The organism is Flectobacillus rivi, assembly GCF_030056655.1.
In the GTDB taxonomy this organism is placed as follows: Bacteria; Bacteroidota; Bacteroidia; order Cytophagales; family Spirosomataceae; genus Flectobacillus; species Flectobacillus rivi.
In genome coordinates this window covers 247,995-273,397 of record NZ_JASHIE010000003.1, presented here as the reverse complement: position 1 = coordinate 273,397, position 25,403 = coordinate 247,995, and the positions used below count along the sequence as shown (strand labels likewise).

The window sequence follows — 25,403 nt, the reverse complement described above, 5'->3', positions numbered from 1 at the left end:
TTAATCTTATACTTAAAATACAACCATTTTTATATCAAAAATTATGAATCGATTAGCAAAAGAAACATCTCCTTATTTGTTACAACATGCACACAACCCTGTAGATTGGTTTCCATGGGGCAAAGAAGCACTTGACAAAGCAAAGGAGGAAAATAAGCCAATTCTGGTCAGTATTGGCTATTCAGCATGTCACTGGTGCCATGTGATGGAACGTGAGAGCTTTGAAAGTGAAGAGCTTGCAGCGATTATGAATGAGCACTTTGTGAGTATTAAGGTAGATAGAGAGGAACGTCCCGATGTGGATGCTATATATATGGATGCGGTTCAGGCGATGGGAATTCAAGGTGGATGGCCGCTTAATGTATTCTTGATGCCCGATGGAAAACCATTTTATGGGGGAACCTATTTTCCTCCTATAAATTGGAAAAAGCTTCTTTATGCGGTAAGCGAGGGATTCCAGAACCATTTACCAGATTTACAAAAATCTGCGGAGGGCTTTACCGAAAATATGTCTTTCTTGGAGTCTGTAAAATACGGCTTACAATCTGACGAGGTTGGGTTCAATATAGATGATTTGGAAGCAATGTACCAAAAGCTTTCAGGTACTTTTGACCCTCGGTGGGGAGGATTCGAACGTGCTCCAAAGTTTCCAATGCCTTCGGTTTGGTTGTTTTTGTTAAGATATATTCAAGCAGGGGGAGACAAAAAAGAGGAGGCTCTTGCACATTTACGATTGACCTTGAGTAAAATCGCCAAAGGGGGTATTTATGACCAATTGGGGGGAGGTTTTGCGCGCTATTCGGTTGATGGTGAATGGTTTTGTCCCCACTTCGAAAAAATGCTTTACGATAATGGTCAGCTACTGAGCTTGTATTCAGAGGCTTATTCCTTGACAGAATTACCGCTTTATCAGCAGGTTATTTTCGAAACGATAGATTGGTTAGAACGTGAAATGTTAAGTCCAGAGGGTGGGTTTTACTCTGCACAAGATGCTGATTCTGAAGGGGTAGAAGGTAAATATTATGTGTGGACTCATGCCGAAATACATCAGGTATTGGGTGAAAAAGCTGATAAGTTTTGTCGTGCTTATCAAGTAAGTATGGAAGGCAACTGGGAACATGGGGTAAATATTCTTTGGAAAAATCATACGTTCTTAAATTCTGATTTTTCGGAAGAAATTGCGCTTTTAATGGCTCACAGAAACCAACGCATCAAACCAGGGCTCGATGATAAAATGTTATGTTCTTGGAATGGATTGGCTCTCAAAGGTCTGGTAGATGCTTATAAGGTTTTTGGCGAAGAGAAGTTCTTAGATTTAGCCTTGAAAAATGCTTCCTTTATCGAAAAGTATTTGTTGAATGACAATCAGTTATGGCATTCTTACAAAAACGGAGAAGCAAAAATCACAGGATTTTTAGAGGATTACGCAGCCGTTATCGATGGATTTACAAGCTTGTATCAAGTTTGTTTTGAAGAAAAATGGCTACATCTTGCCGAAAAACTTTCCTTGTATGTTTATCTAAACTTTTGGGATGAGCAGGATGAATTGTTTTTCTTTACCGACAAAAATGCAGAGGCATTGATTGTTCGTAAAAAGGAAATTTTTGACAATGTGATTCCTAGCTCAAACTCTATGATGGCTAAGAATTTTTATACACTTGGGTTGATTTTGGATAGAGAGGATTTTATCGATTTGTCAAAATTGATGGTTGGCAAAATGAAAGATATGCTTACCAAAAATGTTGATTATCTTACAAACTGGGCTTGTTTGGCATCTCAATTAGTGACTCCAACAGTCGAAATTGCCATAGTTGGAGAGGAGTATTTGACTTTTAGAGCTAAGATTGACCAAAAGTATTTTCCTAATAAAGTCCTATCAGCTACTAAAGATAAAAGTGAGCTTCCGCTGCTCGAACATCGAACGGCATTTGATGGGCAAACCAACATTTATGTTTGTTTTAACAAAGCATGTCGCCGACCTGTCCAAACTGTCGAGGAGGCTTGGGAACAAATTTTATAACTCGAAGATGGTCAGCCAAAAGGTTGACCATTTTTATTTTATGGCTTTTATTCCTTAATTTGAATAAATTCAAAAACCTATTGCGCCATGAAAACCCTATTTCTTCGAAGTCTTTTTATTCTACTATACTTTTCCTGTCAATCATTTGCCCAACTCAGTCGCAAACAAGGGAGTGCCCAATTGGGTATCAGACCTATGGCTAGCTTGGTGTCTTTGGGACTACCGCAAAGTATTCCTGTTTCGGATGGTTTTTCTTCGAGTGCTCTTAGTAATATCCCCAAACCATTTTTTCCACTACCTATCAATTTTACAGTCAATAAAAATGGCGGAACAGAGGCATTTGGTCTTGTAGGTACTTTCGGTTTAGGACTGAATTATCAAAAACTATTTCGCAACAATCGACTTTTTAGACTCGAAGTGGGCGCACACTATACCAAGTCTCCTCATAGCTATGCGCTTGATGAAAATATCAAGTTTTTTATCAAGGGAAAAGAGGCTAGTTCTTGGGTGAATACCATCAGCAACACAGGTTTTTGGGGAAGTGTCATGTATTCATCTATTTCGAAAGGAAGAAGAGGTTTTGGTGAATTACGTAATTATCTCGAACTCGGCGTACAATCGATGAATTTTCAGTCAAAATCTATGCAAGACTCTGACACATGGATTTATGATGGGAGAGGATTTACCTTACAAAATACCATTACAAACCCCTATAGCTATTTGTTTTTTGTAGAAATAGGAAAAACCTATTGGCGACCAGCCGACGATGGTCGAGCCTTGAACTTCGGCATACGATTTGGCATTCCATATCAGGCTATTTCTGAAACAAAATTTGTGGGATATGCTCAAAATCAACCTGTTGCAGGACAAACGCTTCGAGAAAATGCTAGTGTAATTTCGCTCCAAATGAGCTATGAGTTGCCTGTGGTTCAATTACAAAAAGCGAGGAAACCTATTGCTAAATCTCTCTGTGAAATACAGCGTAAAGTAGTGATAAAGAAGCGCTTTCAGATTGCACAAACTACCATTTTGTTATCTCTTTATGACCACGAAAATGAAGATGGAGATATTGTGTCAGTCTGTTGGAATGGAAAATATTTGATTGAAAACTACACTTTGACCAAAAAACCAAAAGTGCTTGAATTACCCATGAGTCCAGTCGGTCAAAATATCCTAACGGTTTATTCGGTCAATACAGGAACAGAGGGAGCCAATACTACGGCTATTTCTTTTGAGAATGGAAGCAAAAAAGAGGAGATTTTACTCTATGCGGATAAAAAATACTCTGAGGCGATAGAGTTTATCAGAAAATGAGAACACTTAAGTATTCATGCAAAGTAAAATTGCATGAGTACGCATTAGGCGGTAAGCTGTAGGCAATAGGGAAAAATGCTTCAATTATTTCCTGAGAAATACTTTTAAACTTTTAGCCTGCGGCATAAAGCCTACAGCCTACAGCAATGCTACCTTATTTAATTCTATTGGGATTTTCATTGATAAAAGCTGCCCAGCCTTTTTTCGTACCCTTATTAGTTGCCATAATATTATTGCCGTGAAAATGATGACATACTGCAATCCCCAAGGCATCGGTAGCATCAAACATTTCAGGTTCTAATTTCATTTTCAATAAATGGTCAAGCATACTTGCAACTTGTTCTTTGGAAGCATTTCCGTTGCCTGTTACAGATTGTTTGACCGTTTTGGGAGAATATTCTACAATCGGAATTTGTCTGGAAAGAGCCGCAGCCATTACCACACCCTGTGCACGTCCAAGTTTGAGCATTGATTGTACGTTTTTTCCAAAAAATGGGGCTTCAATAGCCATTTCGTCTGGCGAAAACTCTTCGATAATCCCGATGATTCTTTCGAAGATTTTTTTTAGTTTCAATTCCTGTGTAGCATATTTGCTCACATTGATTACACCGTACTGCAAAACTGAGATATTTCCACGTTGCACCAATATCACCCCGTATCCCATAAATCGGGTGCCGGGGTCAACTCCTAAAATGATTTTCTCAACAGACTCTGCCATGTAAAGTGTAACTTTGTTTCAAAATTGATTCGATGCAAAGGTAATCAATAAATTTTATAGAATTTGAAAGAAGCTTTGGGTAAATATTTTGGTCAAAAACTCATTTTTGTAGTTCGAATCCTTCTCTTTTGTACCGTGATGTATGCGCTTTTTAGTACAATACAGCACCAACAGCAAGGGTTTGAGGGACTTATGACTACGTTTTTGAGTTCATGGCGGGGGACACCATTTTATTTTTGGATAATTCTTTTGACACTGATGGGGCTAAATTGGACCTTGGAATCATTGAAGTGGCAAACACTCTTACAACACATTGAACCCATTTCAACGGTGAAGGCTTTTAAATCGGTCTTAACTGGTCTGGCACTTGGTATGCTATTGCCAAGCGGAACAGGCGATGTGGCAGGACGAATCATAAACCTTAAAAAGAAAACCGAAGGAATAGGGGTAGGTATTGTAAGTGGTGTTATTCAGACAATCGTCACTATCAGCTTTGGCTATTTTGGATTGATTTATATTGTTCAAAAATTTGGACTGAAAAATTCCCTCGAAAGCTATTTAATCCTTGGGATTCCTGCTTTCTGTATAATTGCTTTAATCGTAATCTGGTATTTGAGAAATCAAAAAAAGCTTATAAAATACCAGCGTATCCAGCAGGTTTTAGAGGCTATTTATACCCTAAGAAAAAAACAATGGCGAAGTTTGTTTGCGATTGGAATTATGCGTCATTTGGTTTTTATCTTACAGTTTTGTTTGCTATTCAATTGGGCAGGGGTCAAATTACCATTTGTAGATACTTTGGCCATCGTAAATAGCGTTTTCTTGGCAAAAACCATCATTCCAGCTTTAAACTTTGTCAGTGATTTGGGCGTCCGTGAGCTTTCTGCTATTTACTTCATGAGACATTACGCCGTTGATATCAACCAAGTGATTACAGCTACTTTTAGTCTTTGGCTCTTAAATATTGGAATTCCTGTACTGATTGGCAGTATTTGGATACTTTTTACTCGAAAAAATGCTCATTAATATCTTACTTTTTTTGGTGGCGATTTATGCCTTATTTACCTTCACATTAGCGGGTATTTGGCTTAAAAAGGTAACTTTTGGCAAACGTTTTATGCGAAAAGTGCCCAAAGATACGACCATTTCGGTGCTTGTTGCTGCCCGAAATGAGGCCTTGAATATTCCCTATCTGCTTCGAGATTTGGCTAAGCAACGTTATCCCAAAACACTATTAGAAGTCATCATTATCAACGACCATTCAACGGATGACAGCGTTTTTCAAATTGAAAACTTACGCAACGAGTTGGGTTTTCCTGTTCATATTATTCATTTGGAGGAGTTTGATATAAGAGGTAAAAAGAATGCGATAAAAATAGGGGTTCAAAAAGCGCAAGGTGAGCTAATAGTATGTACCGATGCGGATTGTCGAGTAGGAGAATTTTGGTTGTTAGGAATGCAACAATTGTACAAAGGACAAAATGCCAAGCTTATTAGCGGAGGTGTCACGTTTATTCCCAATGGTCGATTATGGACTGTTTTGCAAAGTATTGAGTTTGCTAGTTTGGTTGGTTCAGGAGCTTGTGCTATGATGATCGGCAAGCCGAATATGTGCAACGGTGCGAATATTGCTTATCCAAAAGCCGTATTTGAAGAAGTAAACGGGTTTGATGGAAATGAGCATATCGCCTCTGGAGACGATGAGTTTTTGATGCATAAAATTGCCGAAAAATACCCAAATCAAATCGTTTTTGCTCATTATCAACCTAATATTGTTTTTACTCAATCACAGGAAAACCTTCGTACATTTGTCCAACAACGCAAACGCTGGGCCAGCAAATGGAATCATTATAAAGATTGGAAAGTCACTTTTCTGGCAATTGCTATTTTTACCCTTAATTTTGGTATGCTTTTAAGTCCAATTTTATGGCTTAGAAACGATTTAACAACCTCTCAATTTATGGTACTTTGGCTAGTTCGTTGTTTACCAGAATACCTATTTTTAGCGCCAGTCTTGTCTTTTTTCAAGAAGAGTTCCTATATTAAATACATTCCCTTAGTGCAGGTTTTATATCCATTTTACGTAGTGTTTTTCGGTATTTCGGCTTGGAAAAAAGGATATGTTTGGAAGGGAAGGAGACATTTTTAATTTGAAGATTTGAAAATTTGATGATTTGAAGATGGTAAAAAGATTTTATCTTTTTTGTTTGAGAATTTTGTAATCGTGCAAAACAAGATTTAACCAATTGTGAATAAAAAATAGTGATAATTAAAAAAATTACATTCACAACTCATCACTAACCTATTTATCTTATGTTTTTACATAAAAGCAACTTTCTTTTTCGAGCTATTTATCAAGAAATGACTTGGCGTATTCCGAAGTCTAGCCTCGGAGATGAAAAGGTGATTTATTTGACTTTTGATGATGGACCAATTCCTGAAGTGACTGAATTTGTGTTAGATACACTCAAACAGTTTGAGGCAAAAGCAAGCTTTTTTTGCATAGGTGACAATATTTATAAGCACCCCGATATTATGGATAAGGTGATAGCGGAGGGGCATCTGATTGGCAATCATACCTTTAATCATTTGAGAGGTTGGAAAACTGAAAATGAGTTGTATTATGGGAATTTTTTGAAATGTGAAACGTGGATTAATCAACACCAAGGCGCCGTTAGAGGACAAAAGCCAAAGTTTCGACCACCACATGGAAGAATCAAAAAGTCACAAGCAAAAAGTATCTTAACTTCTCATGAGATTGTGATGTGGGATGTGTTGACAGGAGATTTTTCTCAAAATCTGAGTCCAGAAACTGTTTTACAAAAAAGCATTCAGTACACAGAATCTGGTTCTATCGTGGTTTTTCACGACAGTATTAAAGCTGATCGAAATATGAGTTATGCTTTACCAAGGTATTTAGAACATTTTAAAGAAAAAGGGTTTGAGTTTAGAAGCCTATCTTAAAGTGTTGAAATTTAATGGATTGTATTTATATGGAAATTGATGAGACTGTATTAGTTGCTGAGAAAAAACCTTTGGTAACCATCTGGATTGCAGCACGAAATGAAGAGGAGAATATTATAGAATGTCTTGCTTCAATAGATGCCACCAAGTTTCCCAAAAATCAATTACAAGTTTTAATTGGGGATGACCAATCTACCGACCAAACTGCCAGATTAGTGGCAGAATATATCCAAGATAAGCCTTATTTTGAGCTGATTTCAATCCAAAAAACAATCAATAATCAGCGAGGGAAAGCTAATGTGCTGGCTAATCTTTATGAGTATTCTAAGGGAAAATATTTTTTGATTACCGACGCCGATGTAAAAGTAAACCCTAATTGGATTGCAGGAATGATCAAAGGTTTTGAAAATAATCCTAAGTTGGGGCATCAAGTTGGAGTAACTGCGGTTAGAGGCAAATCACTTTGGCATCAATATCAATCAATCGACTGGCTACATGCGCTTACTTTACTCAGAACAGCTGCGTTCATTAATCTACCATTAACTGGCTTGGGAAATAATTCAGGTATGACTCGTGAGGCTTATGAAGCTACAGGAGGTTATGCCAAAATACCTTTTTCGATTACGGAAGATTTTGCATTATTTCATGAAGTAGTACAGCAAGGATTTAGTTTTAGAAACTCGATTAATCAGCAGGTTTTTGCCGAGACTTTACCCATGACAAGCTTGAAGGAATTTTTACATCAGCGAAAACGTTGGATGGTAGGAGCTTTGCAATGTCCGTGGTGGATTGTATTTTTGCTGTATTGTCAAGCGCTCTTTTTGCCGATTCTTGTGGCAGTTGCTTGCTTACATTCATGGAAAATTGCCCTTGGCATTTGGGTAATCAAATGGCTAGGACAAACTCTGACGGTATTACCAACCATTGTCAAACTCAAACAATTTCATTTAATACGGCATTTGTTGAGCTATGAATTATATGCCAATTGGTGGCAAATTACCATGGTAATTTTTTATGCAATTCCTGTTAAAATAGACTGGAAAGGAAGAATTTACTCCTGATTAGGGAGATAACCATTAACAACGATTATAATGAATATTATAGAAACCCACGCACACATTTACGATGAAGGATTCAACGAGGATATGGAACAAATGTTGGCGCGTGCCTTTGATGCTGGAGTAGAACAAATCTGGATGCCCAATTGTAATCATGAAACCATCGATAGCATGATGGCATTAGCAAAAGCATATCCCGAGAAATGTTTGCCCATGATTGGTTTACATCCATGTTATGTAAAAGAAGATTTTGAGAAAGAAATACAAATTATAGAAGATTATTTGGCGAAAGAAAAATTCATCGCGATTGGTGAGATAGGCTTGGATTTATATTGGGATAAAACTTTTTTTGCACAACAACAAGAAGCATTTTTACAACAATGTGTCTTGGCAAAGAAGCACAACCTTTGGATAGACATACATTCAAGAAATGCTTTTTGGGAAACGGTAGAGTTGATCGAAAAGAATGCAGACCCTAATTTAAAAGGCATTTTTCATTGCTTTACCGGTACATTGGAAGAAGCTCAAAAAGCTGTCGAACTAGGGTTCCTTTTGGGAATTGGCGGTGTGGCAACTTTCAAAAATGGAGGTTTGGATCAAGTGATACCACATATTTCTTTAGATAAATTAGTATTAGAAACGGATGCACCGTATTTGGCACCAGTTCCATACAGAGGAAAACGTAACGAACCTTCGTATTTGCCTCTAGTCGCCCAAAAGATTGCAGATTGGCATCAATGCGACGTAAGCGTAGTCTTAGAAAAGACTACTCAAAACGCCAAAGATTTGTTAGCTTAAGCATCAATGAAACATTGTATTTTTCGTAACGGGTGAATAAATTCACCCGCTAAACGGAATTATTGACTTATTACTCTGGTTCAAGTGTTTCACTTGGACCTATTTTTTTGACAGTTTCCAACTGTTCAAAAAAATGACGCAAAATGTAAATCTTTTTTCTCCGACAATTCCCAAAATCACTCTGGTTCAAGTGTTTCACTTGGACCTATTTTTTTGACAGTTTCCAACTGTTCAAAAAAATGACGCAAAATGTAAATCTTTTTTCTCCGACAATTCCCAAAATCACTCTGGTTCAAGTGTTTCACTTGGACCTATTTTTTTTGACAGTTTCTAACTGTTCAAAAAAAATGACGCAAAATGTAAATCTTTTTTTCTCCGATAATTCCCAAAATCACCGTAAAATAGTCTTGGTCATTTCCTATACTTCGGGAAATTATCCTCCAAAATCTACTCTAGCCTCATTTTTTCGCTTTTTTTCAAATTCCTCAACAATAGCTTGATTCTTCGTTTGCGTTTTGATTGCTGGTGTAATTCAGTACTTTTGCGCCACAATTCATCCCCCAAACTAAATATGTACAAAACAATTAAGATTAAAACTAAATCCTCGGGTAATTCGAGGGTGCTGGTGATTTATACTGGTGGAACGCTAGGAATGGCCTACGACCATCATTCTGATAGCCTCGTGCCTTTTGATTTTGCTCAAATCCCCGACAATCTCCCAGAAATGGCACGTTTGGATTTTGAAATCACCGTGCTTACTTTCGAAAACCTCCTTGATTCCTCTAACATCAAGCCTGCTTTATGGATACGCCTTGCTGAAATTATTGGAGAAAAGTACAATGAATACGATTCATTTGTCATTATTCATGGTACCGATACGATGGCTTATACGGCATCGGCTTTGAGTTATTTATTAGAAAATCTCAATAAGCCCGTGATTCTAACTGGCGCGCAGTTGCCCATTGGTGTAGCCCGTACAGACGCTAAAGAAAACTTTATTACAGCACTTGAAATTGCGGCAGCTAAACAAAACGGTCGACCTATAATTTCTGAGGTTTGCATTTACTTTAATTCACTTTTGTTGAGAGGAAATCGTGCACGTAAGCATGAAAGTGTTCAGTTCAATGCCTTTGAATCCGAAAACTATCCTCCACTAGCTGAAGCAGGTGTGCGAATTGAATACAATTATCCTTTCATTGGTCATTACAAACAAAACGTACAGTTGAAAGTCAATACTAAGCTGGATGAAAATGTGGTGATTTTGAAGCTTTTTCCAGGTATTTCTGAAAAAGTTGTGAAAAGTATTCTCGGTATTGAAGGGTTACGCGGTGTTATCATGGAGACTTACGGCTCGGGTAATGCCCCAACTGAGCAATGGTTTTTAGATTTGATTCAACAAAGTATCGACAACGGAATAATCATTTATAACGTATCTCAATGTAATGGAGGACGAGTGATTCAGGGAAGATACGAAACCAGCCATTTCTTGCAGGAAGTAGGTGTTGTGAGTGGCGCAGACCTTACAACAGAAGCAGCAGTCACCAAAATGATGTATGCTTTGGGCAAAGCCAATGAGAAAGAAGAGATAAAAGCGATTTTGAAAAAGCCTTTGGCTGGCGAAATGTCGTAGTTGGTAATAGGTATTTTAACGCATAATTGGAGTTTTTTTAGCAGAATATTTTGTTGAAAAGGCTCCAATTTTTATTTTTAGGAATAAAATAAAACAAAATTATTATCGTTGAAAACACAAAGTTGAACTTCCTATTACATACCAGCCATCACTTCTGAGTTCTTCTAAAATTATTAATTTATATAAACTACACAATTCGATGACCTACATAAAATGTGCACTTATTGCTTTTACTTTACTAATCACCTTCAATATATCCGCTCAATCGTCCAAACTCATTGGCAAACCTGCCCCTGATATTCACTTTACAGATGTCTTGAACGACACCAAATCGAGTTACAAACTTTCTGATTTTAAAGGGAAGGTAGTTATTATTGATTTTTGGGCTACGTGGTGTGCCTCATGCATAGTTGAATTGCCTCGTTTAGAAAGTTGGCAGAAAAAGTACCCAGATAGACTAAAGGTGATTACTATTGCTAGTGATTCAAGAAGTAGATTACAAAAGTTCCTGAAAAATAAACCTATTGGTCTTCCAATCGTTTTGGATTCTATTGATCAATACGAGAAGTATTTTCCACACAGAGGCATTCCGCATACGGTGATTATTGATAGAAACGGAATTGTAAGTGCTATTCCATCAGTTGACCAATTGAGAGATACAGATATGGAACAGTTGCTTAAAGGAAAGAAGGTGGATATTGTAATGAAAGAAGAAAGGCTTGATTTTAACTCAGATAATGATTTGGCAACATATTCTAAAGGAAAAGGGGTACAAATATTAGTAACACCGTATTTGAATGGTTTGCCAGTTATGTCAACTTCATTTATGAATGGTAAAATGACTTTTGTTAATGTAAATCCAACCATTATTTACCGAGAAATAACAGGAATTAATCCCTTTACGCGCTCCGAGTGGTTATCTGTAAATTCGAAATATAGGGTATTCGGAGAAGAAACTTCTATATGTCTTGAATTGAAAGCTGCCGATTTTACAGAGGAGGAAGCCAAATCATCTTTGATGCGATATATGCAAGTTTACTCCCCCTTATATGCAAGCATTGAATTACGTGAACGCAAAGTGAAAGTATTGAAAATGATAAAAGATCAATTTAGTCTATCGAAATCTGAGAATCAGGAAGAAGGAACATATAGCTTTTCAGGTAATGGGATAGAGGTTAAGGGTCTTAATATAAAGCCTTTATCAGATTTTTTGGAACAAAAGCTTCGAGTACCTATTGTAGATGAAACGCATATAATAGATAAGCTAAATTATAAATTCCCGTGGTATCTCGAAAAACCTGAAGCCTATGTCGAGGAACTAGAAAAACTGGGACTAAAATTAGAGGATGCCACTAGACAAATTGAAGTTTTAGTTTTTTCGGACAAGAAATAAAAGCTTGTAATGAAGTTAGTAGGCAAAATTAAAATAAATTTTACCCACTTTAAGCTCTAGGCTAAATGTTGAAATGAATTTCTCATGAAATAACTTAAGCTCTTTTGCTTAATGCCTACGGCTTACAGCTTAAAGCGTATTGATGCAATTTTATTTTGCATTAATACTTAAACATGACTTATATTTTATTTTTCACCCAAACTACACAACTCAATGACCTACACAAAAATCACACTAATTGCCTTTATTGCTCTTCTTCCATTTTTTTCCAATGCTCAATCTTCTAAACTGATCGGAAAACCCGCTCCTGAAATTGTATTTAAGGAGGTACTCAACGATTCGAAGCTGAGCTATAAACTCTCGGATTTTAAAGGGAAAGCTGTCATTATCGATTTCTGGTCGACAAGTTGTAGACCTTGTATCGAATCTTTTCCGAAATTAGAAAAGTGGCAAAAGGATTATCAAAAGGACTTGAAAATTATTACCATTGCCCAAGACAAAAAAGCAAGAATTGTCAAATTTCTCCAGAATAGGAAATTAGCATTGCCTGTAGTTTTGGACACTAATGACCAACAATATGTGAAGTATTTTCCTCACGAGGCTGTGCCACATACCATTTTTATTGATAAGAGTGGAATGGTACAAAGTATTACCACTGCTGGATTAGTAACAGATAAACATATCAAAGAACTTATTGCTGGCAAAAAAGTAACAGCGCAATATTCTGATGGGGTAGAGAAGGAGATAGAAAATCTGATTGGATCAGAGCAAGGAGAAACTGATGTTCAAATTGTACAAAAACCTTTTGATAAGAATGCCTATAGCGTTTACAAATCTTTCAAAAATGGAAGGTTAACGTTTATCAATATGTCATATTCAACTATCTACGAAATATTGTATAATTATCCCAACAGAACTAGGACGAGATGGGAAAATCCAAAATCATATTACCGTGGATGGGGTGCGTCTGACCAAGCAATCGGTTTGGAAATATATGCGCCTAAATTCACTAAAGAGCAAGCTTCAAGTGCCATACTGGGGTATTTGAGTGGTATTGCTCCTGTGAAGGTGAAGTTCGAAGAAAGAGAGATTGACGTAAAAGTTTTGACAAAATTAAGTGATACTGTTAAAATGGAAGAAGCTAAGAGTGATGATACACCTGCTGTTTCTACCTCAGCAAATGGAATTGAGATGAAAAGTGGAGGAATAGAAAACCTTGCCTCTTTTTTAGAGGACAACCTCAGTAAACCTATTATTGATGAAACGGGATTAACGAAAAAATACAATTTATCTTTTCCTTGGTATCCCGAAAAACCAAACGCTTGTTTGGAGGAGTTAGAAAAGATAGGTTTAACATTAACTGATGGAAAAAGGAAAGTAAAGCTGATGATTTTAGTAGCTGATAAATAGTAATAGGAGCCATCTTTTTTGTATTTACTGAGTGGTGGTTGAGTGATTTAGTGATTATTTTAAAAATTTATATTTTACCTCTTTAGACGCAATGCTTTGCGTCTGGAGCTTAGTCATTAAGCGTCACAGTATCAAAAAAAAGGGTTCGAAAAAACAATTTTCGAACCCTTTTTTAATGAATGGTTTGAACTCTTACAGTCAAATTAACAAAAATCCTTTCATAAAATAATCACTCAATTACCCTTCGCTAAACGATTATCATCAGATAGAGGTTCGTATCTTCAACCAACCTTTTTTTGAACCTTTTGGAGTAAAAAAAACATGAATCGTATCGCTGGCATAATAGTCATGTCGTTCATCGATATTTATTTTTCCTTTAGAAAGCTTTTTTGTAAAGCTCATTATGAATTTTGAAGTTTTTATGCCTTTTCTCTTTTCAAAGGCATAAAAACCATAAGATACCTCAGCACTATCGTCTAATTCACCTGTAATTTTTAATAGTAGTACGGAGTGTGAAGAGCCTTTTGAAGAAGAAACAGAATCTACAAAACTTTTAGGTAGAGAAACATCAGAGACCTTAAATTCTGCGAATGGAATCTTGTGGGGGTATAGTTCCATAAGCCAAACTCCTAGAAGAAAAAGTAAGTGAAAAAGGATGTATGCAATACCGAGTTGAATAAAAAACCTCAAGGTGGGATGTAATTTTTTTAGTGAATAGAACATGGCAGTAGAAAGTTTATTTTAGGTGTTTCATCAACTACGAGAAGAACGTTCAGGTAGCTAAATACTAAATTAGGATAATCTTAAAAGCTAGGAAAGTATTTCAGAAATAACTTATTCTTCGGGCGCTCAGACCTAAGCTAGTGGCAAAATTAAAATAATTTTACCCGTTTTAAGCTCTATGCTTTATGCAGTAGGCTAAAAGTTGAAAAGTATTTCTCATGAAATAAGTAAACCTTTTTTGCCTAATGCCTATGGCTTACGGCCTAAAGGTACTGTCTGAAGTTCCTAATACTTAAATTATTTATTCTTTAATGTTTGTTTGCTAATATTTGTTAAAACAACTAATATTGTAGCGATAATTAACCTTTGATATTGTACGATAAATTTTAACAAATTAGACCATTAGCACTCGACAAACCAATGAAAGAAGCACTCAAAAGATTTGAAAACAAACGACCAGAAATCGTATTTGAATGGAAAGATTCTGAAACTGAAGCCGAGGGATGGGTAGTCATCAATTCCCTACGTGGAGGGGCTGCAGGTGGTGGGACTCGTATGCGCAAAGGACTTGATAAGCGTGAGGTGGAATCTTTGGCCAAAACCATGGAAATCAAATTTACAGTATCTGGTCCTCAAATCGGTGGGGCGAAATCTGGCATCAACTTTGACCCAAGCGACCCTCGCAAAAAGGGTGTTTTGGAGCGTTGGTATAAAGCGGTGGCGCCACTTTTAAAAAACTATTATGGCACTGGTGGCGATTTGAATGTAGATGAAGTTCATGAAGTAATTCCTGTCACTGAAAAATATGGTTTGTGGCACCCACAAGAAGGTATTGTTAATGGACATTTTCATGCTTCGGAGGCACAAAAGATACGTTTGATAGGTCAGTTGCGTCAAGGTGTTTCTAAAATTATTGAAGATTGGAATTACACGCCGACTTCAAGCCAAAACATTCATAGATATACCGTTTCAGATTTGATTACGGGTTACGGGGTGGCTGAGGCTGTCAAGCATTATTACTCGTTGTGGGGTGGTAATTTGTCAGAAAAAAGAGCGATTATTCAGGGTTGGGGAAATGTGGCTGCCGCTGCTGGACTCAATTTGGCTCGTATGGGTGTCAAAATTGTAGGTATTATTGATAGAAATGGTGGTTTGGTTGTGCCTGAGGGTTTGGGATTGGAAGAAATCAAAGACCTTTTCTTTAACAAAAAGCAAAATACCTTATATGCTGAAAATATGTTGAGCTTTGAGGAAACAAACGCTAAAATTTGGGAAGTAGGAGCAGAGATTTTTATTCCTGCGGCAGCTTCAAGAATTGTAAGTGCCGAGCAGGTGGAAAAATTAGTAAACAATGGGCTTGAGGTAATTTCTTGTGGAGCAAATGTACCATTCAATGACCCAGAAATTTTCTATGGTCCTACCATGGAAATGGCAGATGCTAAAGTAGCTTTGATTCCTGATTTTGTGGCAAATTGTGGCATGGCTCGTGTATTTGCTTATCTCATGAGCGATTCAGCGATGGTGACTGATGAAGGAATTTTTGAGGATGTTTCTGAAACGATATATAAAGCTCTAGACGAACTACACACTCAACATCCAAGTAGAACTTTGCTAGCCAATGAATTATATCGTATTGCTTTGGAAAAATTAGAAAATAAAGTGGAAGTAGAATTAGTGTAAGAAAAATAGGAGGCAATTCAGGCAAAATATCAAGACTGAGTTGCCTCTTGTGTTTATTCACAAAAATACCTTTTGAAAATAGCGCTATTTTGAATATTTTGCCTCTCTGCTAATTCAATCTCAACCGTAAAACTATGAAAATTCTTTGGTCGCCTAGCGAGCAACAAATTGCGCAGTCCAATCTCAAGCGATTTATGGATTACCTTTCGCATGAATATGGGCTGCATTTCAATACTTATCAAGAACTTTGGCAATGGTCGGTAAAAGACATCGCCAAATTTTGGGATATATTTTTACATTATTCTGGCATTCAATTTACAGGGCAATATTCAGAAGTAGTTTCTGGAAAAATGCCTCATGCCAAATGGTTTGAAGGAATTCAGCTCAATTATGCTGAACATGTATTTTCCTTCGAAACGAGTCATCGTCCTGCGATTCTTTTTCAATCAGAAACATCCCCACTTCGTGCCATTTCTTGGGCAGAACTTCATCAAAAAACCGCCTCTTTAGCAGATTATCTACGAGCATCAGGAGTCAAAAAAGGCGATACCGTTTGTGGGTATTTACCGAATATTCCTGAAGCGGTGATAGCATTTTTAGCCACTGCTTCAATTGGAGCAATATGGTCGAGTGCTTCTCCTGATTTCGGAGGAGGAAGTGTTTTGGAGCGTTTTGGACAGATAGAACCGAAGGTATTAATCGCCGTAAATTCATATTCGTATGGTGGCAAAGTCTTTGATAGAAGTGCTGTAGTAGCCAATCTCCAAGAGAATTTGCCAAGTTTGCAGCAGACTATTTTGATTGATTATATGTCTATTGGCAATACCTTGCCGAATACAGTTGATTGGAATACTCCGGTGGCAAACCGCAATAGCGTATTAACATTTGAGCCATTATCATTCGATTTTCCCTTATATATTCTTTATTCTTCAGGCACTACAGGCATTCCAAAGCCGATTGTTCACGGTCACGGAGGAATTTTGCTGGAGCATAAAAAGTATCTTCTTTTTCATAATGATGTAAAAGAAAATGAAAACTATTTCTGGTTTTCAACGACTGGTTGGATGATGTGGAATTTTTCCATTTCTGTACTTTTCTCAGGTGCTACTTTGGTACTGTATGATGGAAGTCCAGGGTATCCCAACATGGATACACTTTGGCAATTAGTTTCAGAAACTCCCGTACATCATTTTGGAACGAGTGCTGCTTTTATTCACGCTTGTATGAAAGAGCAAGTCCGCCCAAGGGTAAATTATACGTTTGAACATTTACGTTCAATAGGCTCGACAGGTTCTCCTTTGTCTCCCGAAGGGTTTGATTGGATCTACGAACAAGTAAATCCAGAAGTATGGCTAGCATCAATTTCGGGTGGGACAGACGTTTGTACAGCTTTTGTAGGCGGAAATCCTATCTCTCCTGTATATGAAGGTGAAATTCAATGTATAGGATTAGGTGTTGATTTACAGGCTTGGGATGAAAATGGGATGCCTTTACATGATGAAATAGGGGAGATGGTCATCACTCAGCCAACCCCGTCAATGCCTGTTTCTTTTTGGAATGATCCTGATTTTGAACGATACAAAGCCAGCTATTTTGAAGAATATCCCAATAACTGGCGTCATGGCGATTGGGTGAAATTGACATCAACAGGAGGCTTGGTCATTGCTGGGCGGTCGGACGCTACCCTCAATCGTGGAGGTATTCGTATAGGTACTGCCGAAATATATAGAGCCGTTGAAGCCCTTGAATTTGTCAAGGACTCTTTAATTATTCATTTAGAGGATAAAGATTTCATGCCATTGTTTGTGGTTACAAAAGAGGGAAGTGAACTTGAAGAGTCTCAAAAACAAATCATCAAAAAAGTATTAAGAGAAACGTATTCGCCTCGACACGTTCCAGATCAGATTATACAAGTTTCGGACATACCTTATACGATTTCTGGCAAAAAATTGGAACTACCAGTAAAAAAACTGATTCAAGGAAAACCTTTTGACAAAGCTGTCAATATAGGTGCTGTACGTAATCCTCAGAGTTTAGAATTTTTTAGAAATTTTCACATAGCGTAGTATTTCTTCTAAGGATATATAAAACATGAGTCATCCCGAATTTTTAGGATTAGGATTTCGCTCCAAGTTTTTACCAAAAAAGTGGTCGGAAAGTATTTTTCGACCACTTTTTGATGCTATCATGTTAGATTTTTACTCAGTATAAGACGCAATCATTGCGTCTCTACTGATTAAATTCGGGTTGACTGATGTAATAAACAAGAATTTAATCTAGAAAACTAATCAAATCAGCACAAGTAAAGATGGTTTTAATGCTTCTAGCCAAGCTATTTCGTCTGATAGTTCTTGAATCAGTTTTTGCACTTGATCATTCGTTGGTTCTGGTAATTCTTCCAACTCTTGGGCAATATTACCAAGTTTCATAAAACTCACTGAAAGAGCTGTTCCTTTGAGTTTGTGCGCCAGCGATTGAACCAACGACCAATCTTTAGTTTCAAATGCATTTTGGATTTCTATTAAAAAACTATCCGTTTGCTCAAACGTTAATTCCATCAATTGCCCAATCAATTCGTTGTTGGCTCCTGTTCTTTCCATCAGTTCATTTTTATCAAAATGTACCTCTATGCGTTCTGTTGATGGAAGTGTAGAAGTTTCCTTTTGGGGTTGCTCCAAGACCCATTTAGTAATCATTTTTTGAATAGTTGCCTTCAAAACAGGTTTGGTAATATAATCACTCATACCAGCCTCCAAGCATCTTTCTTTTTCGCCGACGACAGTGCCAGCCGTGAGGGCTATAATTGGAATCGGGTTTTGACTCAATTCTATTTTTCGAATAGCAGTAGCCGTTTCATAGCCATTCATCACAGGCATTTGAATGTCCATAAACACAATATCTGGTCGTTTTTCTTGAAATTTTACTAGTGCTTCTGCGCCATTATTGGCTTTGATTACAGTGGCATTTGGTACTATTTTGTTCAAAAAAGTAGTTGCCAAAAGCATGTTTACAGGATTATCTTCTACGAGTAAAATATCCATTTTAGCCTGAAACGATTCTGTAAGGGTCGCGTCAGAAAGCTCTACATTGCTTGTTTGAAGAGTACCTTCGCTAGCGTGAAGTTTCGAAAGTGCCTCATAGAATTGCTGAATCTTGATAGGTTTTACCAATCTTTGTTGAATCGATAATTCATGACAAGCCACCTGAAGACTATCATCATCTGAAGAACTTGATAGCAAAATAATTGGCAATTGTTTGGCCTCAATTTCTAGTTTTTTGCGAATATTTCTACTGGTTTCGATACCATCAAGATAAGGCATGTGGTAATCCATTAAAATAACATCAAATTTTTCACCTGACTTTAATTTATCCAATGCTTCAATTCCATTTTTAACACAAACCGCTTGTATTTGCTTAAGGGTCAACATTTCCTGAATAATGAGTCTATTGGTATCATTATCATCAACAACTAATACTTTCTGGATAGATAAAGGTAAATTTGTCTTGATAGGACCCGCTTGTTCAGTTTCGAAAGCTACATCAAAATAGAAGATACTTCCTTGTCCAGGGGTACTCTCTAACTGCAATTTGCTGTTCATCAATGCCAATAATTTATTAGCAATGGTTAATCCAAGCCCAGTTCCTCCAAATTTTCGAGTAGTTGAAGCATCTTCTTGAGAAAATGCTTCAAAGATTTTCTGCTGATTTTTAGGTTCTATACCTACACCTGTATCTCTTACTGAAAATCTAAATGAGGTTGGGTGGTTAGGGCTTGAAGATAATACTTCCACTTTTAGCTCTATTTCTCCTGTTTGCGTGAATTTTACAGCATTACCCAGCAAATTGACGAGCACTTGGCGCAATCGAACAGGGTCAGCATGAATATATCTATTGACTAATGGAGAAATGTTCAACAGCATTTCTAAGTCTTTGCGGTGCGCTTGAAACTTAATCATATCTGCCACTTGACCGCCCAATTCTAGTATATCAATTTTTTCTGGAGCTAACTCCAATTTGCCAGCTTCTATTTTAGAAAAGTCTAGAATATCATTAATAATATCAAGCAAAGCATTTGCACTTTGATAGACTGTCGACATATACTGATGTTGGGTTTCGTCTAATTGGGTACGCATCAACAAATCCGTAAATCCGATGACACCATTTAGAGGCGTACGGATTTCGTGGCTCATGTTTGCTAAAAACTCTGATTTTGAGCGACTGGCGGCTTCTGCTTGTTCTCTAGCTCTCATCAATTGCGCCTCAGTTTCTTTACGAGAGGTAATATCTCTAATCACTGACTGTATAATCCTTGTTCCACTGATATTAATGGAGTTTAAGAGGATATCACATGGGAAAGACTCACCTGTATCCATTTTTTTATGCAAAAATTCAAACCCATAAAAATCCCTGTGAGCAAGTTCTGAAAGTACATCGTGAATCATATCAACACTCCTTAAACCATTAGGTTGAAATTCGGGAGAGAAATCAATCGGATGCTTTCCTAAGAGTTCGTTTTTAGAAGATACACCCAATAATCTCAATGTTGCAGGATTACAGTCCATAATACCATTTTGGGTATAGAGTACAACTGCATCGGACGTATAGTCAAATAAACTTCTGAATTTTTCCTCAGAAGTAGTTATCTGGTATTCAAACTCCTTTCTTTTGGTAATATCTTGCAGGTATCCATGCCACAGCGATGAGTCCTCTGTTTTTTCTGGAGTTGAAGCAGCTCTTAGCCATTTTATATTACCCTTAGAATCTAAAATCCTAAACTCTTGTTCCCATGGAGTAAATGAATTTAGGGCAAACTTCATGCTGTCAATCACCCGTTGTTGGTCTTCAGGAATGATTCTGCTGAAAATTAACTCAGGATTCTGTATTATCTTTTCTGGTGTTACCTCATATATCTCTGAAATACCAGCAGAGACATACGGAAACGAAAATTTTCCAGTTTTTTCAGAAAATTCATATAAGTACAAACTACCAGGCACTTGACTTGATAGTTTTTGAAGTAGCAAAGTTGATTTTTTCGCTTCCTCCTCTGCAATTTTTACTTTTGTAATATCTTGAACTACACCATAGGCTTTTTGAGGCGTGGACTCAACATCCATTTTACCAATCAATCTTAACCATTTTTTTACACCCTTTTGTGTAAATATTTCTACCTCGATGTCAAAGCTTTGCTGGTGTTGAATACAATTTTCTACTGATTCACGTAGCAAATTTCTATATTCTGGTGTGTAGAAATTTACGCTTTTTTCTAAGGCAGGAATAAAGTCTTGTTCAACTTCAAAAATACTTCTAGTGATGTCATTCCAATAGAGGTTTCTGTTGGGCATACTCAATTCCCATCCTCCGACTAGTGCTACTTCACTGGTTTGCTGAAGGGATGCTTTTGTAGCTTGAAGCTCATCTTCTGCAATTTTTTTGGCAGAAATATTTCGCTCCACGGCAATGTAGTTGGTACAATGATTATTTTCATCAAAAACAGGATTTATGGTCATGTCTATCCAATAAGTCTGTTTATCCTTTGTATAATTCAAAATAACCTCAGAAATAGGAACTTGATTTTTGATGGCGTTTCTGATTCTTTTAACTGTTTCAGCGTCCGTTTCAGGTCCATGAATCAATTCCGAAGGTTTCCGTCCCATTACCTCTTCGAGTGAATAGCCTGTTAAATCTTGATAAGCCTGATTTATCCAAGTTATTCGGCCTTTAGCATCTGCAATGATGATAGCATCTGTGGTTTTGGATGCAACCAATGCCAACTCCTTGAGCTTTTCTTCTTTTTCTTTATTTTCTGAAATATTTTGACTTGTAAAGACTAAATTTTTGGTGGCAGCATCATAATTGATAGAGGAGCGAAGCCATACCCATTCTTCCGAAAAATCTAATATTCGATATTCAATCGAGGTTTGTGTTTGAGACTCTCCTATGTTTTTGATCGCTGATGCTAGTTTTTCTTTATCATCTTCATGAATTAATGTTAAATAGTTTAACCCCATCCAGCCCTCTACAGATTGATTTAATACTCTTTCCCAGCTGTTTGATAGATACTTTATTTTGAAATCAGTCCCCACTACCATAAGAATATCTGACATAGTAGCTACGAGCACACTAAGGTCGTTTTGAATTCTGATTTGATCAGTGATATTATAGCCTGTACAAAGAATTTCAAAAACGTTGCCTTGATGATCTGTTTGCCCACTAAATTCCCAAGCATTGACGATTACCTCGCCATTTTTGTCAGGTTTTCTTAATATTACTGGATGTGGTTTATTGGGAAACTGAAAACACAGTCCAACTGCATCTTGGCACTTTTGATGATCTTCAGGAATGATATTTAGGAGAGCATTTTGTCCAATAATTTCTTCCTTTGAAAAGCTAAATACTTTACAGAAGTGCTCATTGACAAAACTGTAGTTCCCAAACAAATCAGTGGTAACAACATAATAGGCTCTGTTTTGAATAATTGAGTTTACGAGTTCTGTTTTTTCTTCTTTTACTACCTCCTCGACATTAAACCCTAGAGCAATTTTATCAGAGTTGTTGAAATGAAATAACTGAGTTTTGACATTGAAGTCTTTATTCTGCAAACTTGATAGTTGGAGCGTGAAAGTGTCCATCGAAAATGGCGCAAATTCCTGAGTTCTTACCCGAAGCTCAGACAACTGTAAGGAATTATTACTGAAAAATTCAATAAGTGCGGTGTTAAACCAAATAGCATTAGTTTCATTGGATTGTATGAAACCGTATCCTGTAAAACCATTCGAAATAATCCAATCAAAAAATATTGGATTGTGTTTTACTTCCTCAAATAAATCAATCTTCCCCTGATTCATAGTACTAGTGTATTAATGGTTATCAAATAATTCCTTACCTCCACCCGTGTAGGCGGAATACATTATAAATTGAGCGATGGTTGAGGTAGTTATTTTACCATTGTTAACGGATGTTATACGGCTATTCACAGAGATGGTTCTCTGAGAATAGTTATCACTTAAGCAGAAGATGAGTTTGGAGCAATAATCTTGATGTTGAAGGCAACGGCAAGTTAGAATAATGAAATATAAAAACAAATGACTATAGTTAGAAATTCCTATAAAAGAGTGTAAAATCCCTAGTATTAGGGATGATTTTTGTTAGTTTTTGAGGATAAATGACAAAATACGGAGATGAGAAATTTATGGCAGTGTTGTGATCTACTTTTGAGGAGATTGTCTTTGATAAAATTTTTTAGGAAATAACCTGTAAAATAAGATTCATTTCCTGAAGAATAATATCCGTAATCAAGTGCTTTTGAGGTATTTATGGACTAATATGAATAATTAGGGATTGTAAGCCTTGTGCAAAATTAAATTACATCATTATGCTTGAGGCGATAGGTATTAAGTAAAAACCACTATATTATTTCGATCGAAATAATATAGTGGTTAATGTTTATAGCCTAAAGTAGTACAACATACGTTAAACTTGAACTTTTTTCAATTCAATTTTATGATACAAAAGTTTTGTAGCAATACCTTGTTGGTCTCTAAAATTAAACACCTGTCCATCGGCTCTTACTTGTTCTAGTAAGTCAAAATCTAAGGTTTGGTAATGCCAAGTTGGTTTTTGCGTTTCACCCAAAGAAATAATACCTTCTTCTGGTAAATTCTTATCAGGAGTGGCATAAAAAGCCGCATATCCATAATTGATGTCGACTGCTGGGGACCAAAGGGCATTTCCAACCGTTTGAGATACAGCGGTATAAATTTGGTTTTCTAAAGCTCTGGCTCTAGCACCAATATGTACCCGAGTAGCGCCTCTGATGGTTTCGGTGCAGCTTGGTGCAACAATTAATTGGGCACCTTCTGAGGCAAGCAACTGACTACCAATCGGAAATTCCACATCATAACAAATTTGAATCCCAAATTTTCCCCATGAGGCTTCAAATATGGTGAGTACTTTTTCGCCACTCGAAATTCCCCATTCTTCATTTTCAAAACGAGTCATGAAAAATTTATCTTGATAACCTACATAGCCTTTCTCTGAAAAAACCATGGCTCTGTTGACAGGACGCCCGTTGATAATAACAGGCAAACTAGGCGCTACAATGGTCACATGGTTTTGCTGTGCTGCGGTAGTCCAGACATCAATAAATTTTTCTTGTAAATTACTCAACTCAATCACTTGCCCTTGAAGGGAAGACTGTAAATTGGCTGGTAAAATACTCGTCAATTCCATGGCTCCATACTCAGGGAAAATCAACAGTTGGGCTTCTTTTGCCGAAGCCTCCGCCACCCATTCGTGTACGTGATTTGCCCACGCATCAAACGAGCTATGTTGCGTAATGGGATATTGTGCTGTTGCAACACGAACTTTCATACGAATGGATTAAAATGTTTATTGGTGAAAATGATTACAGATTTTTGAGCCAAAATCGAAGGGGCTTTCGGGTGCTTTGCGTTTCGCCAATATCTAGCCAACTCATTTCACAAACCAGATGTGGCTGTGGCGTATAACCTCTTTTAGTCCAAAACACATCATTTGATCTGTATTCTGAGGGTTTTAGAGGATGGTTTTCGCCACGGTCAACTGAGCAGAAAGTGGCAATTTGAAATCCATTTTCCTGAGCAAATGTTTCTCTTTCATCAAAAAAACGATGTCCAAGTCCTATTCCTCGATGCGATTTAAGCAATATACTTTCTCCAAAATAGAAAATATTATCCAGTGAAAAACCCTGTTCTATAAACGGTATTTGTACCTCTTCTGTTTCATCCACTAAGGGAATTGCCGTGGTAGCACCCACCATTTTTCCTTGATCATACACCGCGAATAAAAAGCCTTTCTCTGAATTAGCGTAAGTTTTCAAATACTCCAACTCATAGTCTAAAGTTCCCTCATATAGATAAGGGTAGTCGTGAAAAACCTCAATTCGGAGCTTTGCTAAATCCACAAAAGCACTTTCGATTTCTTTGCCTACTTTTCTGATAAATTCCATGTTACTTTGACACTAATTCAATCCAAAGTGTAAGGTTGTAATACGTTGTTACTCGTGTGATTTTTCCGTCTTTAACCTCCAAAAAAGCACCCGCTGGCAATACATAAGTTTGTCCATGCGCTTCTGGAAGGCCTTCTTCCCCTTTTTTGTAGATACCGTTTACCACAAATTCTACTGCCACACGTGTGCCCGTTTCCTCAGCTAGAAAAACCATATTAGTAAGTGTTTCTTCATAGCTATCGTCCATTTTTTGAAGAAATGCTGTGAATTTATCTTTTCCCACACGCACATCGCCTTGGTTACTTTCGTGACGGATATTTTCATCAAGCAAGTCTAACATTCCTTGCCAATCTTTTTGATTAAAGCTATTGTAGTACGCCTTTACGATTTCTACACCTTTCATTGCACTAAATTGTATTAATAATCATTGATTCCAGCGATACACTGGGCATAACTTTTATGCAATTCAAAATTAAATAATTCAAGAATCAAATGAGTATTTTATTTGTAGGTACATTAATTTATTACCATTAGTGAAGTGCAAGATGGTATATTTAGCATTTATCGTTGTACTTTTTTTGTAGGAGAGATTCAGCTTTTCATTGGGAATACTCTGACCCTTGTTATAGGGTAGTAAAACTTGTTTTTATATTTTGGATAGGTATGCTAAAATTAAAATACAAATGAGTACTTGATAGTCAGAGGTTTG

General features: G+C 36.9%; 18 protein-coding genes. 12 read left to right on the top strand and 6 right to left on the bottom strand.

The window, feature by feature from the left end; translation table 11 throughout:
- The first annotated feature begins 43 nt into the window (after nt 1–43).
- Both QM481_RS05470 and QM481_RS05465 read left to right on the top strand, forming a co-directional pair.
- On the top strand, nt 44–2,020 hold the full coding sequence (locus QM481_RS05470) for a thioredoxin domain-containing protein (protein ID WP_283380962.1): 1,977 nt from the start codon (nt 44–46) through the stop codon (nt 2,018–2,020).
- An 87-nt stretch (nt 2,021–2,107) separates the two neighbouring features.
- Entirely contained in the window at nt 2,108–3,334 is a 1,227-nt protein-coding gene (locus tag QM481_RS05465) for a hypothetical protein (protein ID WP_283380961.1), read from the top strand.
- Nucleotides 3,335–3,488: 154 nt separating this feature from the next.
- On the opposite strand, the gene ruvC is transcribed toward QM481_RS05465, so the two are convergent.
- Nucleotides 3,489–4,052 carry a crossover junction endodeoxyribonuclease RuvC gene (gene ruvC / locus QM481_RS05460; protein WP_166552045.1) on the bottom strand — a complete coding sequence of 188 codons (564 nt, stop codon included), beginning with the start codon at nt 4,050–4,052 and terminating at the stop codon, nt 3,489–3,491.
- A gap of 63 nt (nt 4,053–4,115) precedes the next feature.
- Here ruvC and QM481_RS05455 point away from each other — a divergent pair, with 63 nt between their 5' ends.
- The 8 genes from QM481_RS05455 to QM481_RS05420 all read left to right on the top strand — a co-directional run bounded on the left by QM481_RS05455 (nt 4,116) and on the right by QM481_RS05420 (nt 13,305).
- Complete coding sequence (locus QM481_RS05455) at nt 4,116–5,078, top strand: lysylphosphatidylglycerol synthase transmembrane domain-containing protein (RefSeq protein ID WP_283380960.1); 963 nt, start codon at nt 4,116–4,118, stop codon at nt 5,076–5,078.
- A complete protein-coding gene (locus QM481_RS05450) occupies nt 5,068–6,201 on the top strand; it encodes a glycosyltransferase (protein ID WP_283380959.1) in 1,134 nt (377 codons plus the stop codon). Before QM481_RS05455 ends, QM481_RS05450 begins: the two co-directional genes overlap by 11 nt.
- 164 nt (nt 6,202–6,365) lie before the next feature.
- Nucleotides 6,366–7,016, top strand: a complete 651-nt coding sequence (locus QM481_RS05445) for a polysaccharide deacetylase family protein (RefSeq protein WP_283380958.1) — start codon at nt 6,366–6,368, stop codon at nt 7,014–7,016.
- Between the two features lie 29 nt (nt 7,017–7,045).
- A complete protein-coding gene (locus tag QM481_RS05440; RefSeq protein ID WP_283380957.1) occupies nt 7,046–8,077 on the top strand; it encodes a glycosyltransferase in 1,032 nt (343 codons plus the stop codon).
- A 30-nt stretch (nt 8,078–8,107) separates the two neighbouring features.
- A complete protein-coding gene (locus QM481_RS05435; RefSeq protein WP_283380956.1) occupies nt 8,108–8,872 on the top strand; it encodes a TatD family hydrolase in 765 nt (254 codons plus the stop codon).
- A 571-nt stretch (nt 8,873–9,443) separates the two neighbouring features.
- Nucleotides 9,444–10,502: an asparaginase gene (locus QM481_RS05430; RefSeq protein WP_283380955.1), complete on the top strand. Its 1,059-nt coding sequence runs from the start codon at nt 9,444–9,446 to the stop codon at nt 10,500–10,502.
- Between the two features lie 199 nt (nt 10,503–10,701).
- Nucleotides 10,702–11,895, top strand: a complete 1,194-nt coding sequence (locus QM481_RS05425) for a redoxin domain-containing protein (RefSeq protein WP_283380954.1) — start codon at nt 10,702–10,704, stop codon at nt 11,893–11,895.
- Between the two features lie 213 nt (nt 11,896–12,108).
- Complete coding sequence (locus QM481_RS05420) at nt 12,109–13,305, top strand: redoxin domain-containing protein (protein ID WP_283380953.1); 1,197 nt, start codon at nt 12,109–12,111, stop codon at nt 13,303–13,305.
- 261 nt (nt 13,306–13,566) lie between these two features.
- Here QM481_RS05420 and QM481_RS05415 read toward each other — a convergent pair whose 3' ends face one another.
- Nucleotides 13,567–14,028 (bottom strand): hypothetical protein, encoded by a 462-nt coding sequence (locus QM481_RS05415; RefSeq protein ID WP_283380952.1) that lies wholly within the window; start codon nt 14,026–14,028, stop codon nt 13,567–13,569.
- Nucleotides 14,029–14,448: 420 nt separating this feature from the next.
- Between QM481_RS05415 and QM481_RS05410 the strand changes: the two genes are divergently transcribed.
- The gene (locus tag QM481_RS05410; RefSeq protein WP_283380951.1) at nt 14,449–15,708 is read left to right on the top strand and encodes a Glu/Leu/Phe/Val dehydrogenase dimerization domain-containing protein; all 1,260 of its coding nucleotides are present in this window, start codon (nt 14,449–14,451) and stop codon (nt 15,706–15,708) included.
- 134 nt (nt 15,709–15,842) lie between these two features.
- Nucleotides 15,843–17,774, top strand: a complete 1,932-nt coding sequence (locus QM481_RS05405) for an acetoacetate--CoA ligase (RefSeq protein ID WP_283380950.1) — start codon at nt 15,843–15,845, stop codon at nt 17,772–17,774.
- A 222-nt stretch (nt 17,775–17,996) separates the two neighbouring features.
- On the opposite strand, the gene QM481_RS05400 is transcribed toward QM481_RS05405, so the two are convergent.
- From QM481_RS05400 to QM481_RS05385, 4 genes are all read right to left on the bottom strand, one after another.
- Nucleotides 17,997–22,553, bottom strand: coding sequence for a PAS domain-containing hybrid sensor histidine kinase/response regulator (locus QM481_RS05400; protein WP_283380949.1), 4,557 nt, complete (start codon nt 22,551–22,553; stop codon nt 17,997–17,999).
- Between the two features lie 625 nt (nt 22,554–23,178).
- Nucleotides 23,179–24,078 (bottom strand): carbon-nitrogen hydrolase family protein, encoded by a 900-nt coding sequence (locus QM481_RS05395; protein WP_283380948.1) that lies wholly within the window; start codon nt 24,076–24,078, stop codon nt 23,179–23,181.
- Between the two features lie 34 nt (nt 24,079–24,112).
- Complete coding sequence (locus QM481_RS05390) at nt 24,113–24,694, bottom strand: GNAT family N-acetyltransferase (RefSeq protein ID WP_283380947.1); 582 nt, start codon at nt 24,692–24,694, stop codon at nt 24,113–24,115.
- Between the two features lies 1 nt (nt 24,695).
- Nucleotides 24,696–25,097: a ketosteroid isomerase-related protein gene (locus QM481_RS05385; RefSeq protein WP_283380946.1), complete on the bottom strand. Its 402-nt coding sequence runs from the start codon at nt 25,095–25,097 to the stop codon at nt 24,696–24,698.
- Between the last annotated feature and the right edge of the window lie 306 nt (nt 25,098–25,403).

Excerpts from the sequence above, each read along its gene's own strand:
- QM481_RS05390 (WP_283380947.1), bottom strand. The coding sequence starts at position 24,694 with ATGGAATTTATCAGAAAAGTAGGCAAAGAAATCGAAAGTGCTTTTGTG.
- QM481_RS05470 (WP_283380962.1), top strand. The coding sequence starts at position 44 with ATGAATCGATTAGCAAAAGAAACATCTCCTTATTTGTTACAACATGCA.
- QM481_RS05415 (WP_283380952.1), bottom strand. The coding sequence starts at position 14,028 with ATGTTCTATTCACTAAAAAAATTACATCCCACCTTGAGGTTTTTTATT.
- QM481_RS05440 (WP_283380957.1), top strand. The coding sequence starts at position 7,046 with ATGGAAATTGATGAGACTGTATTAGTTGCTGAGAAAAAACCTTTGGTA.
- QM481_RS05465 (WP_283380961.1), top strand. The coding sequence starts at position 2,108 with ATGAAAACCCTATTTCTTCGAAGTCTTTTTATTCTACTATACTTTTCC.
- QM481_RS05435 (WP_283380956.1), top strand. The coding sequence starts at position 8,108 with ATGAATATTATAGAAACCCACGCACACATTTACGATGAAGGATTCAAC.
- QM481_RS05425 (WP_283380954.1), top strand. The coding sequence starts at position 10,702 with ATGACCTACATAAAATGTGCACTTATTGCTTTTACTTTACTAATCACC.
- QM481_RS05430 (WP_283380955.1), top strand. The coding sequence starts at position 9,444 with ATGTACAAAACAATTAAGATTAAAACTAAATCCTCGGGTAATTCGAGG.
- QM481_RS05405 (WP_283380950.1), top strand. The coding sequence starts at position 15,843 with ATGAAAATTCTTTGGTCGCCTAGCGAGCAACAAATTGCGCAGTCCAAT.
- QM481_RS05420 (WP_283380953.1), top strand. The coding sequence starts at position 12,109 with ATGACCTACACAAAAATCACACTAATTGCCTTTATTGCTCTTCTTCCA.
- QM481_RS05400 (WP_283380949.1), bottom strand. The coding sequence starts at position 22,553 with ATGAATCAGGGGAAGATTGATTTATTTGAGGAAGTAAAACACAATCCA.
- ruvC (WP_166552045.1), bottom strand. The coding sequence starts at position 4,052 with ATGGCAGAGTCTGTTGAGAAAATCATTTTAGGAGTTGACCCCGGCACC.
- QM481_RS05410 (WP_283380951.1), top strand. The coding sequence starts at position 14,449 with ATGAAAGAAGCACTCAAAAGATTTGAAAACAAACGACCAGAAATCGTA.
- QM481_RS05385 (WP_283380946.1), bottom strand. The coding sequence starts at position 25,097 with ATGAAAGGTGTAGAAATCGTAAAGGCGTACTACAATAGCTTTAATCAA.
- QM481_RS05395 (WP_283380948.1), bottom strand. The coding sequence starts at position 24,078 with ATGAAAGTTCGTGTTGCAACAGCACAATATCCCATTACGCAACATAGC.
- QM481_RS05445 (WP_283380958.1), top strand. The coding sequence starts at position 6,366 with ATGTTTTTACATAAAAGCAACTTTCTTTTTCGAGCTATTTATCAAGAA.
- QM481_RS05450 (WP_283380959.1), top strand. The coding sequence starts at position 5,068 with ATGCTCATTAATATCTTACTTTTTTTGGTGGCGATTTATGCCTTATTT.